11 protein-coding genes and 1 pseudogene are annotated in these 11,664 nt (G+C 72.7%); 6 read left to right on the plus strand and 6 right to left on the minus strand.

Translation table 11 applies throughout. The annotated features are described in order from the left end of the window. From LCE31_RS19130 to LCE31_RS19150, 5 genes are all read right to left on the minus strand, one after another. On the minus strand, positions 1-1,457 hold a 1,457-nt coding region (locus LCE31_RS19130; protein ID WP_225015753.1), incomplete at its 3' end, for an HD-GYP domain-containing protein. A 293-nt stretch (positions 1,458-1,750) separates the two neighbouring features. Further along, positions 1,751-2,065 carry a mycothiol system anti-sigma-R factor gene (gene rsrA / locus LCE31_RS19135; protein WP_225015755.1) on the minus strand — a complete coding sequence of 105 codons (315 nt, stop codon included), beginning with the start codon at positions 2,063-2,065 and terminating at the stop codon, positions 1,751-1,753. Then, a complete protein-coding gene (locus LCE31_RS19140) occupies positions 2,062-2,733 on the minus strand; it encodes a sigma-70 family RNA polymerase sigma factor (RefSeq protein WP_225015776.1) in 672 nt (223 codons plus the stop codon). Before LCE31_RS19140 ends, rsrA begins: the two co-directional genes overlap by 4 nt. A gap of 271 nt (positions 2,734-3,004) precedes the next feature. After that, positions 3,005-3,667: an alpha/beta hydrolase family protein gene (locus tag LCE31_RS19145; protein WP_225015757.1), complete on the minus strand. Its 663-nt coding sequence runs from the start codon at positions 3,665-3,667 to the stop codon at positions 3,005-3,007. A gap of 55 nt (positions 3,668-3,722) precedes the next feature. After that, positions 3,723-4,547, minus strand: coding sequence for an SOS response-associated peptidase (locus LCE31_RS19150; protein ID WP_225015758.1), 825 nt, complete (start codon positions 4,545-4,547; stop codon positions 3,723-3,725). A gap of 163 nt (positions 4,548-4,710) precedes the next feature. Here LCE31_RS19150 and LCE31_RS19155 point away from each other — a divergent pair, with 163 nt between their 5' ends. The 5 genes from LCE31_RS19155 to hisN all read left to right on the plus strand — a co-directional run bounded on the left by LCE31_RS19155 (position 4,711) and on the right by hisN (position 9,413). Next, a complete protein-coding gene (locus LCE31_RS19155) occupies positions 4,711-5,409 on the plus strand; it encodes a M50 family metallopeptidase (RefSeq protein ID WP_225015760.1) in 699 nt (232 codons plus the stop codon). A 216-nt stretch (positions 5,410-5,625) separates the two neighbouring features. Then, a complete protein-coding gene (gene aroA / locus LCE31_RS19160) occupies positions 5,626-7,017 on the plus strand; it encodes a 3-phosphoshikimate 1-carboxyvinyltransferase (RefSeq protein ID WP_225015763.1) in 1,392 nt (463 codons plus the stop codon). 4 nt (positions 7,018-7,021) lie between these two features. Beyond that, positions 7,022-8,032 carry a ribosome small subunit-dependent GTPase A gene (gene rsgA, locus LCE31_RS19165; protein WP_225015765.1) on the plus strand — a complete coding sequence of 337 codons (1,011 nt, stop codon included), beginning with the start codon at positions 7,022-7,024 and terminating at the stop codon, positions 8,030-8,032. A gap of 191 nt (positions 8,033-8,223) precedes the next feature. Beyond that, positions 8,224-8,547, plus strand: a complete 324-nt coding sequence (locus LCE31_RS19170) for a DMT family transporter (RefSeq protein WP_225015767.1) — start codon at positions 8,224-8,226, stop codon at positions 8,545-8,547. Between the two features lie 65 nt (positions 8,548-8,612). Next, a complete protein-coding gene (hisN, locus tag LCE31_RS19175) occupies positions 8,613-9,413 on the plus strand; it encodes a histidinol-phosphatase (protein WP_225015769.1) in 801 nt (266 codons plus the stop codon). A gap of 153 nt (positions 9,414-9,566) precedes the next feature. On the opposite strand, the gene LCE31_RS19180 is transcribed toward hisN, so the two are convergent. Continuing rightward, on the minus strand, positions 9,567-11,018 hold the full coding sequence (locus LCE31_RS19180) for a catalase (RefSeq protein WP_225015771.1): 1,452 nt from the start codon (positions 11,016-11,018) through the stop codon (positions 9,567-9,569). Positions 11,019-11,153: 135 nt separating this feature from the next. Here LCE31_RS19180 and LCE31_RS19185 point away from each other — a divergent pair. Further along, positions 11,154-11,567, plus strand: a pseudogene (locus tag LCE31_RS19185) (Fur family transcriptional regulator); the annotation flags it as partial. Positions 11,568-11,664: the final 97 nt, after the last annotated feature.

Here is an 11,664-nt window from a genome sequence, read left to right on the forward strand (position 1 = left end):
CTCGTGGCGGCATCCGAGGGGCCGGCTCCGGAGGCGGCGGGGCCTGAGGCGGCGGGCCCGGAACCCGGTTCTCCCCGCGCGGCGCCGTCGCGCGGGGCGCCGAGGGCGGGGCGGGCCGCCGCCGGGCCGGTGCCCGTCTCGTCGGCCGTCACCGTCGTCTCCCAGCCGTGCCGCGCCAGCGCCCGCACCAGCGCCCCGACCATCGCCGGGTCGAACTGGCTGCCCGCGCACCGCCGCAGCTCCGCGACCGCCGTCGCCACCGGCCGCGCCCTGCGGTACGAGCGGGTCGACGTCATCGCGTCGAAGGCGTCCGCGACCGCGACCACGCGGGCGACCTCGGGGATCTCGTCGCCGTGCAGCCCGTGGGGATAGCCGCTGCCGTCCATCCGCTCGTGGTGGTGCAGGATCGCGGACCGCGCCTCGCCGAGGAAGACGATGCCGCGCACGATCTCGTGCCCGTACTCGGGGTGCAGCTCGATGACCCGCCGCTCCTGCGGGGTGAGCGGCCCCTCCTTGCGCAGGACGCGCGTCGGCACGCCCAGCTTCCCCACGTCGTGCAGAATCCCCGCGAAGCGCAGCACCTCAAGGCGGTCCCGGTCCATGCCGAGCTCCGCGGCGATCATCGCGGAGGCGCGCCCCACCCGTTCGCTGTGGCCACGCGTGTACCTGTCCTTGATGTCGACGGCCTGGACGAGCGCCCTGATCGTGGCCCGGTGGGCGGCGCGCTCGCGGTGGTACTGCGCGAAGACCCAGCAGGAGATGGACATGGGCAGCATCACGAACAGGGACGACAGCGGCCCGTAGGAGCTGCGCCACAGGACCGCCATCATCAGGCCCGCCAGCGCGTGCACGCCGTGCGCGGCCAGCGAGCCCGGCAGCAGCCCGCGCCAGGCGGCGCGCACCGGCACCCGCTCCGCCGCGGCGAGGATGCCCCCGTCGAGCGCGGTGAGGACCAGGCAGAAGACGAGCGCCGCGGCACCCGCAGGCAGCAGGACGTACGGGAAGTCGGGCCTGGTGAGGCCGTAGCCCCCGCCGCCGAGCGCCACCGGGCCGCCGAGGACCGTCTGGGCGCGGGCCGCGGCCCAGGTCGCCAGCGCGAGCTGGGCGGCGCGCCAGATCCTGCGGGCCGCGTACGGGCGCCGCTCCACGCGGCCGAGCAGCGCGCCCGGCACGGCGACCAGCGCGGCGGCTGACGGCGGGAGGAGGAAGGCCGCGGCGAGCAGGACGGGGAAGAACGATCCGGGGGCGACCGGCGCCGAGGCGTCCATCGCGCCGCCCGCGGCCCGCAGCCGGACGCACGCGGGCGCCGGCGCCTCGCAGAGCGCGTAGAGAAGGGCGAGCGGCAGCACCGCTCGCCAGGGAGTCTCCGCCGTCAGGGCGGCGGGCAGTACGCAGGCGGCCGCTACCAGCACCGCGGCCGCGATACAGGCGCGCGCCGCACCCGGAATGACCTTCACGGCGTCCCCCCGCCCCTCGTCGTCCCCGCGCTCCGGACGCGACCGGGTGCGCGGAGCAGCCGGGGCCGGAGAACGGGTCAGGTTCGGGACAGGCTAGTGACGGCGGCGCGCCGCCACGGGCCGTCGCACCCGATTAGCACCTTCGGGTGACAACGGCACGGACGTCGACACGTACAGACGCTCGACGGGGGTCTGCGCCAGACGCTCGACGGAGGTCTGCGCCCTGCCGCGCGTCGGCGGACGCAGACCTGCGCCCTCATGCACGTCGGAGACGGAGGCCGTGCGTCCCGCCGCTAGTCGGCGGTGGCGCGGTGCGGGTCGGCGCCGGTGGAGAGCTCGGTGTCCGGCATGTGGCCCGACCTGATCAGCTCGATCCGGCCCATGACCTTGTCCCGCAGGTCCGTCGGCACGTCGTCATGGCCGCAGCAGCGCTTCACGAGCTTCTTGACGGCCTGCTCCAAGCCGTACTTCTCCAGGCACGGAGAGCACTCCTCGAAGTGCACCTCCAGCTTGTGCCCCTCACGCTCGGGCATCTCGTGGTCGAGGAACTCGTAGAGGTGGTCGAGTACCTCGGCGCAATCCGTCTCATGCGGCTCTCCGCAGCTCATGAGCCCGCGCCTTTCCCGTTGTCGGACGACTTACCGGCAGCACCCGCGGGGACGAGCCCGCGGTCACGGGCGTAGTCCTCCAGCATCCCGCGCAGCTGGCGGCGGCCACGGTGCAGTCTTGACATCACCGTGCCGATGGGTGTCCCCATGATGTCCGCGATCTCCTTGTAGGCAAAGCCCTCGACATCGGCGAGATACACGGCGATGCGGAACTCCTCCGGGATCGCCTGCAGCGCCCTCTTGACGTCGGAGTCGGGCAGCCGGTCCAGCGCCTCGGCCTCCGCCGACCGCAGCCCGGTCGACGAGTGCGACTCGGCGCGCGCCAGCTGCCAGTCCTCGATCTCCTCCGCGGCACTGCGCTGGGGCTCGCGCTGCTTCTTGCGGTACGAGTTGATGAACGTGTTCGTGAGGATGCGGTACATCCACGCCTTGAGGTTGGTCCCCTCGCGGAACTGGTGGAACGAGCCGTACGCCTTCGCGTAGGTCTCCTGCACCAGGTCTTCCGCATCGGCCGGGTTGCGCGTCATGCGCAGGGCCGCCGAGTACATCTGGTCGAGGTAGCCCAGGGCATCGCGCTCGAAGCGGGCGCTGCGCTCGGCAGCGGTCTCCTCGATGTGTCCGTCGCCCGTCCCTGACGTCTCTGATTCAGTCCCAGTGACCGGACCCACCTCCTCCAATGCGGTCGCGGAGCCGAACCCGACCCCGCTCGCCTCGGAGAATAGTCGACCATCGGGCTTCGAGGCCTGCTGCTCCGCCGCGGAGGCACCCAGCGCGGAGGTGCTCGACGCCGCGGGCAGCACCGTCCATTCCATGCCGTCGCCACGGGGGCGCGCGGCATCGGAGCGGTTCGGGCACATGATGGAACCCATGAGGCGGGACTCCCTCTTCCTGCTCGGTTCACCGGCTGGCGTCACCGGTGCCTCTCACAACAGCGGTCACTCAGCGGGCATTCCCGAGGCGGCCGAGCCAGGTGGCGACGCCCTCGGTGAGGGTCCCGAGTGCGTCCTCCTGACTGAGAGGCGCCCGCTTCGGCACCGCGAAGCCGTGGTCGGCGTGTGCGATCTCCAGCAGGTCGAAGTCGCCGTCCGGGTACTCGCCCGGCTTTCCGAAGGGATCGGCGCCCCCCTGCACCACCAGGGTCGGCAGGCCGGCGGAGAGCAGTTCGCCGTCGCGGGACTTCTCCGGCCGCCCCGGCGGGTGCAGCGGGAAGCTGAGCGCGAGCACGGCGTGCGCGCCCAGTCCGGCGGCCGTGCGGCAGGCGACGCGCGCGCCCGCGCTGCGCCCGCCCGCGACGACGGGCGCGCCCTGCTCCGCGAGCGCGGGCCACAGGGCACGCCAGGCGGTGTCCAGCGTCTTGGGCGCGGGCGCGACCTTCTTGCCCGCCACGCGCCAGGGCTGCTCCACCAGGGCGACGGTGTAGCCGTCGGGCGGCAGCGCGGCGGCGAGCGCGGCCAGGTCGCGCGCCTCGATCCCGCCGCCCGCGCCGTGGCCGAGCGCGAGGACGAGCCGCGGCTCGGGAGCCCGGTGCCAGGTGATCCTCGCGGGCCCCGCGGGGGTGTCGACGGTGCGGCGTTCAGGGGGGAGGGTGGTACGGCTGGTCATGCGGCCATGGTCCCTCGGACCGGCGCGCGGCGGTGGAGCCACGTCGGGGACCGGATCAGAAGAGCGTGCTCTCCTCGGGGGCTTCCAGGGCCCTGACCAGTTCCGGCCCGTTGTTGCGGACGTCCGAGACCGCGGTGGCGACGGGGTACGCGCGCATCAGCCCGGGCGGCGGCGGCTCCAGCAGGGGCCGCAGCTCCTCCACGTCCGTGCGGGACGGGTCGAGCCACGCGTCCCACCGGTCGGGGGTGAGCATCAGCGGCATCCGCGGGTGGATGTCCGACAGCGAGCGGGGTCCCTCCTCGGGGGCGACGGCGAGCGGCGCGGTCTCCGCCTCGGTGGTGATCACCGTGCAGGTGACCCACCAGGCGCGCGGGTGGTCGCCCGGCAGGGTCTTGTCGCGCCAGAACTCGTAGAGCCCGGCGAGCGCCATGACCGATCCGTCGGCGGGCGTCACGAAGTAGGGCTGCTTGCGCGGGCGCTTCTTGCGCCCCTTCTCCTCCAGCTCCCGTTCGTCGGCGCCGGTCATCCACTCGTAGTAGCCGTCGGCGGGGAGGATGCAGCGGCGCGCGGCGAAGGGCCTTCGGTACGAGGTCTTCTCGTGCACGGTCTCGGCCCGCGCGTTGATCATGCGGGCGCCGCCGTCGGGCGTCTTCGACCAGGACGGGACGAGCCCCCACTTCAGGGTGCGCAGCTGCCGTACCGCTCCGGCGCCGGGGTCGTCCCTGGGAACGCGGTCGAGGATCGCGGGGACCTCTTTGGTCGGCGCCACGTTCCAGTCGGGCTCGAAGGCGGTGAACGACTCCTCGGGGTCCCACCGCTCGATCCCGAAGGCGTTCCTGAGGTCCTCCGGCGCCCTGCTCGCCGCGTACCGGCCGCACATGTTCCGTTCCACCGCCCCTCGCGCCTGCTGCGGCAACGCTAAGTCATGGCCGGGCCCGGAGTCCAAAGCCCGGGCGCGGGCGTCGGCCCCGGCACGGGCGTTCTCAGAGGGCTTTGGCACACTGCGGACCTCACCCCGCACCCCGCCCGGACAGGAGCGCGCCATGGACGATCTGTGGGACCGGATATTCGGCACCCAGCCGGGCCCCGGCATCTGGCTGGTGGTGGCGACGGGCGTGCTGGCACTGGCCTGCGTGGTGCCGCGCGGGGTCTGGCGGATCACCCGCAACGCGGTGACGATCGCGCACGAGGGCGGCCACGGCCTGACCGCGCTGGTGATGGGCCGCAAGCTGGACGGCATCCGGCTGCACTCGGACACCTCGGGCCTGACCGTGAGCCGGGGCAGGCCGACCGGCCTCGGCATGATCCTCACGGCCGCCGCGGGGTACACGGCGCCGCCGCTGCTGGGGCTCGGCGGCGCCTGGCTGCTGGCCGCGCACCACTCGACGCTCCTGCTGTGGTCGGCGACGGTGCTGCTGCTCGCGATGCTGGTCATGATCCGCAACGCGTACGGCGTGCTGACGGTGCTCGTCGCGGGCGCGGCCTTCGTCCTGGTGTCGTGGCTGACGGGCCCCGCGGTGCAGGCCGCCTTCACGTACACGGTGGTCTGGTTCCTGCTGCTCGGCGGCGTGCGCCCGGCCTTCGAGCTCCAGGCGAAGCGGCGCGCGGGCGGGGCGGGCGACTCGGACGCCGACCAGCTCGCGCGGCTGACCGGGGTGGGCGCGGGCCTGTGGTTCTTCCTCTTCCACGTGGTGTCGCTGTGCTGCCTGATCGGCGGGGGGCGCTGGCTGCTCGGCCTGTGAGGGCGCCCGGCGCCCGACTCCCCGCGCCTGGCGCCCACTGCGCCCGCGCCTCCCCGCGCCCACTGCACCTGCGGCGCCCCGCCGCGCTCGCGGGGCGCTCCCCCCGCGGCGCCCGTCGCGTCGGCGCCCTCCGGCGATATCACGGCCGGATTACACCCCTGTTTCGGCGCTTTTGGCAGGAATCACCGTGCGTGCCCAGCCACTAAAGTGAAGGCCATGACCGAGAGTTCCGCGCAGCCCGACCTCTGGCACGCCCCCCGAGCCACGGGGCCCGTCGAAGCGACGGTCACCGTGCCCGGGTCCAAGTCGGTCACCAACCGGGCCCTGGTCCTGGCCGCCCTGGCCGCCGAGCCCGGCTGGCTGCGCCGGCCGCTGAGGTCGCGCGACACCCTGCTGATGGCGGACGCGCTGCGGGCCATGGGCGTCGGCATCGAGGAGACGGTCTCGTCGTCGTCGCAGTCCTCGCGCGGCATGGGCGACACCGGAGAGGCCGCCACCACGGGCGAGGCGTGGCGGGTCATCCCGGCCGGCCTGTACGGCCCCGCGGACGTCCAGGTGGGGAACGCGGGCACCGTCATGCGGTTCCTGCCGCCGGTCGCCGCGCTCGCGGACGGTCCCGTGGCCTTCGACGGCGACCCCCGCTCCTACGAGCGGCCCCTCGGCGTGGTCATCAAGGCGCTGCGCGCGCTCGGCGCCAGGATCGACGACCACGGCCGCGGTTCGCTGCCGCTGACCGTCCACGGCCACGGAGCGCTGGAGGGCGGCAGGGTCGGGATCGACGCCTCCGCGTCGTCCCAGTTCGTCTCCGCGCTGCTGCTCTCCGCGCCGCGCTTCAACCAGGGCGTGGAGGTGCGCAACGTCGGCGGCGCGCTGCCGTCGCTGCCGCACATCCGGATGACGGTGGACATGCTGCGCGCGGTCGGCGCGCGGGTCGACGAGCCGGAGACCGGCGGGGAGCCCGACGTGTGGCGGGTACGCAGCGGCGCGCTGCTCGGCCGGGACCTGACGGTCGAGCCCGATCTGTCCAACGCGCAGCCGTTCCTCGCCGCCGCGCTGATCACCGGCGGCCGGGTCACCGTCCCCGACTGGCCCACGCGCACCACGCAGCCCGGCGACGCGCTGCGGTCGCTGTTCACCCGGATGGGCGGATCGTGCGGCATCGTATCGACCCACGAGGGCACGGCGCTGACGTTCGCGGGCTCCGGCCGCGTCCACGGCATCGACGCGGACCTGAGTGCGGTCGGTGAGCTGGCGCCCGGTATCGCGGCGGTGGCCGCGCTCGCGGACTCCCCCTCGACGCTGCGCGGGGTGGCGCATCTGCGGATGCACGAGACGGACCGGCTGGCCGCGCTGACCAAGGAGATCAACGAGCTGGGCGGCGATGTCACGGAGACCACCGACGGCCTGGTCATCCGGCCGCGCCCGCTGCACGGCGGCGTCTTCCACACGTACGACGACCACCGGATGGCGACCGCGGCGGCGGTGCTCGGCCTCGCCGTCCCTGGCATCGAGATCGAGAACGTGGGGACGACGGCCAAGACCCTCCCCGACTTCCCCCGCATGTGGACCGGCATGCTGGCGGACGCCGGAGCGGTCGCGGAGGTCTGAGGCGATGCGCCGCTACGGCAAGAACCCCGACGAGGACGACATCCGCACCCGCCCGAACCCGAAGGGCAGCAGGCCGCGCACCAACATCAGGCCCAAGCACGAGGACGCGGCCGAGGGCATGGTGCTCACCGTGGACCGCGGCCGGCTCACCTGCCTCGTCGGGGACCGGGTCGTGATGGCGATGAAGGCCCGCGAACTGGGCCGCAAGGCGGCCGTCGTGGGCGACCGGGTGGGCATCGTCGGGGACCTGACCGGCGCGAAGGACACGCTGGCGCGGATCGTGCGGATCGAGCCGCGCACCTCGGTGCTGCGGCGCACGGCGGACGACGACGACCCCTACGAGCGGGTGATCGTCGCGAACGCGGACCAGCTCGCGATCGTCACGGCCCTCGCGGACCCCGAGCCGCGCCCCCGGCTGATCGACCGGGCGCTGGTGGCCGCGTACGACGGCGGTCTTGAGCCGCTGCTGGTCCTGACGAAGTCGGACCTCGCGTCGCCCGAGCCGCTGCTGGAGACGTACCGTCCGCTCGGTGTGCGCTACGTCGTCACGCGCCACGACGAGCTGGCGGGCGGCGCGGACGCCGATCGGGTGCGGGCGCTGCTGAAGGACCGCACGACGGCGTTCGTCGGGCACTCCGGCGTCGGGAAGACGACGCTGGTCAACTCCCTGGTCGCGGACGACAGGCAGCGGATCACGGGCCTGGTCAACGCGGTCACGGGGCGGGGCAGGCACACGACGGTCTCGGCGCTCGCGCTGCCGCTGGCGAAGGCGGACGGCTGGGTGGTCGACACGCCCGGCATCCGGTCGTTCGGTCTCGCGCACATCGATCCGTCGCGCGTGATCCTCGCCTTCCCCGACCTCGTGCCGGGCACCGAGGACTGCCCGCGCGCGTGCGGCCACGACGAGCCGGACTGCGCGCTGGACGCCTGGGTGGCCGAGGGGCACGCCGACCCGGCCAGGCTCTACTCGCTGCGCAGGCTGCTCGCGACCCGCGAGCGGCACGAGGGCGACTGAGCGGGTGCCGGGCGGTGACGTCCCCGCGTGCGGCCGGCCCGGCCCCGCGAGGTCCCCACGTCCGGCCGCGCCGGTCTGACGGGCCGGCAGAACGGGGGCGCCCGGGAAAAGTTTGCGCCGTCCTCGTACTGGTAAGTGCATAATCGCACCAAGCGAGACGAAGCAGTCACGGACCTGGGAGGCTATCGACGATGGCGTGGCTGCTGGTCGTGGTCGCGGGACTGCTGGAGACGGGCTTCGCCGTCTGCCTGAAGCTGTCGCACGGCTTCACCCGGCTGTGGCCGACGATCGCCTTCGCGAGCTTCGCGCTCGGCAGCTTCGGCCTGCTGACCCTCGCCCTGAAGAAGCTGGACGTGGGCCCCGCGTACGCGGTGTGGACGGGCATCGGCGCCGCCGGTACGACGATCTACGGCATGATCTTCCTCGGGGACGTCGTCTCCACGCTCAAGCTGGTGTCGATCACGTTCGTCATCGTCGGCGTCATCGGCCTCCAGCTCTCCGGTTCTGCGCACTGACGCGGGCCGCCACGGCCTGAGGAGATCTTGAGGACACGGCCCCGGCCCCCGGTACTGTGACGCCCATGTCCGACTACCACGATGATCTGCGTCTGGCCCATGTCCTGGCCGACGCCGCCGACGCCGCGACGATGGACCGGTTCAAGGCCCTGGACCTGAAGGTCGAGACGAAACCGGACATGACGCCGGTGAGCGAGGCGGACAAGGCCGCCGAGGAGCTGATCCGGGGCAGTCTCCAGCGCGCCCGTCCGCGCGACGCGGTCCTCGGTGAGGAGTTCGGCGTACAGGGCACGGGGGCCCGCCGCTGGGTCGTCGACCCGATCGACGGGACGAAGAACTATGTGCGCGGTGTGCCGGTGTGGGCGACGCTGATCTCGCTGACGGTGGCGGGCGAGGGCGGCTACGAGCCGGTCGTCGGGGTGGTGTCGGCGCCCGCGCTGGGCCGCCGGTGGTGGGCCGAGCGGGGCGGCGGCGCGTACACCGGCCGCAGTCTGTCGCAGGCGACCCGGCTGCGGGTGTCGGACGTCTCGGAGCTGGGCGACGCGTCGTTCGCGTACTCCTCGCTGAGCGGCTGGGAGGAGCAGGGCCGCCTCGACGGCTTCCTGAATCTGACGCGGGCCTGCTGGCGTACGCGCGGCTACGGCGACTTCTGGCAGTACATGATGGTCGCGGAGGGCTCCGTGGACATGTGCGCGGAACCCGAGCTGTCCCTCTGGGACATGGCCGCGCCCTCGGTCGTCGTCCAGGAGGCGGGCGGCAGGTTCACCGGACTCGACGGCACCAAGGGCCCGCACAGCGCCAACGCGGCGGCGTCCAACGGCATCCTGCACGGCCTGCTGCTTGACTACCTCAACGAGCGCTACTGAGCACCCCGTTCGTACCGTACGAACCGGGACGCGTCTCGTTCGGACCGTACGGTCCCCGACGCACGAGGGACCCGTTCGGCCGGGACAGGCCGGAACGCACGAGGAGGCCGGACCCCGCCGGGGCCCGGCCTCCTCCGCTTCCGGCGAGCGGGGTCAGCCGCGGAGGGCCTGGACCGCGGACTCCAGCCGCTTGCCGAAGTCACCGTCGGCCTGACGGAAGTTGTTCACCGCGCGCTCGGCGATGTCGTCGCGCGACACCTTCGAGATGAACTGCGCGAGGTTGTCGACGAGACGGGCCTTCTCGTCCTCGGTCATCTTCCGGTAGAGGTCGCCCGCCTGCACGAAGTCGTTGTCCTCGGCATGCGAGGGCGCCTCGTGGTGGCCGGTGGAGCCGCTGACCTGGGTCGGCTGCCAGAGCGGCCGGTCCGTCTGGAACGGGCCGCCGAAGCTGTTCGGCTCGTAGTTCTTGGCGCCCTTGTGGCGGCCGTCGTACAGGAAGCCGTCGCGGCTGTTCGTACGGGCCTCGGTGGCGTGCGGGCGGTTGACCGGCAGGTGGTCGGCGTTGATGCCGACGCGGTAGCGGTGCGCGTCGCCGTAGGCGAACAGGCGGCCCTGGAGCATCTTGTCCGGGGACGGGCCGATGCCGGGCACGAAGTGCGCCGGGCTGAAGATGGACTGCTCGACCTCGGCGAAGATGTTCTCCGGGTTGCGGTTGAGCTCCAGCTTGCCGATCTCGATCGGCGGGTAGTCCGCGTGCGGCCAGACCTTGGTCAGGTCGAACGGGTTGAAGCGGTACGTCGCCGCGTCCGCCTCGGGCATGATCTGCACCTGCACGGTCCAGGACGGGAAGTCGCCGCGCTCGATGGCCTCGCGCAGGTCGCGCTGGTGGCTGTCCGGGTCGACGCCCGAGAGCCGGTTGGCCTCCTCCGTGGTGAGGTTCTTGATCCCCTGGTCGGTCTTGAAGTGGTACTTGACCCAGAAGACCTCGCCGGCCTCGTTGTTCCACTGGTAGGTGTGCGAGCCGTAGCCGTTCATGTGGCGCAGGGTCGCGGGGATGCCGCGGTCGCCGAACAGCCAGGTCACCTGGTGCGTGGACTCGGGCGAAAGACCCCAGAAGTCCCAGACGTTGTCCGCCTCCTGCGAGCCCGTGTACGGGTCGCGCTTCTGGGTGTGGATGAAGTCGGGGAACTTGATGGCGTCCTTGATGAAGAACACCGGGGTGTTGTTCCCGACGAGGTCGTAGTTGCCGTCCTCGGTGTAGAACTTCAGCGCGAAACCGCGGGGGTCGCGCACCGCGTCCGCCGAGCCGAGGTTGCCCGCGACGGTCGAGAAGCGCAGGAAGGTCTCGGTCTGCTTGCCGACCTCGGAGAGGAACTTCGCCCGCGTCCACTGCGAGACGTCGCGGGTCAGCGTGAAGGTGCCGTAGGCGCCGGCGCCGCGCGCGTGGACGATGCGCTCCGGGATGCGCTCGCGGTTGAAGTGGGCCAGCTTCTCCAGCAGAGCCTGGTCCTGGATGAGCATGGGACCGCCGACGCCCGCGGTCTCACTGTTCTGGTTGTCGGCGACCGGAGCCCCGGCCTCCGTGGTCAGCGGTCCCTGCGTCACGTGCGCCTCCTGCGAAGTTTCCGTCCCTTGGCGTTTGCCGAACCCGATCCTACAATGGACACTGTCTAAGTCAAGCAGTCATCCAAAGTCATACCGAGCCCGGAACACCTGTTCCCCCACTGTTAGGCTGGTTCCATGAGTGACCTGTTGGAACGCTTGCGCGAGCGCGGCTGGCGCCTGACGGCGCAGCGCCGCGTGGTGGCCGAGGTACTCGACGGGGAGCACATCCACCTGACGGCCGACGAGGTGCACGCGCGCGCCGTCGGCAGACTTCCGGAGATCTCGCGGGCGACGGTGTACAACACGCTCGGCGAGATGGTCTCGCTCGGCGAGGTCATAGAAGTGGCCACCGACCACAAGGCCAAGCGCTACGACCCGAACGCGCACCGCCCGCACCAGCACCTGGTCTGCGCCAACTGCGGCACCATCCGTGACGTGCACACCGCGGGCGACCCGCTCAGCCAGCTGCCCGCGGACGAGCGCTTCGGCTTCACGGTCTCGGACGTCGAGGTCACCTTCCGCGGCCTGTGCCCGGACTGCTCCGCCGCCCCCCGCCCCCGCGGCGGGGGGGGGGGGGGGGGGGGGGGGGGGGGGGGCGCCCGCAACGACAGCACCCCGCCGAGGAAAGAGGGCGGATGCCGGCTAT

It is taken from the genome of Streptomyces sp. 8L (genome assembly GCF_020176795.1).
In the GTDB taxonomy this organism is placed as follows: Bacteria; Actinomycetota; Actinomycetes; order Streptomycetales; family Streptomycetaceae; genus Streptomyces.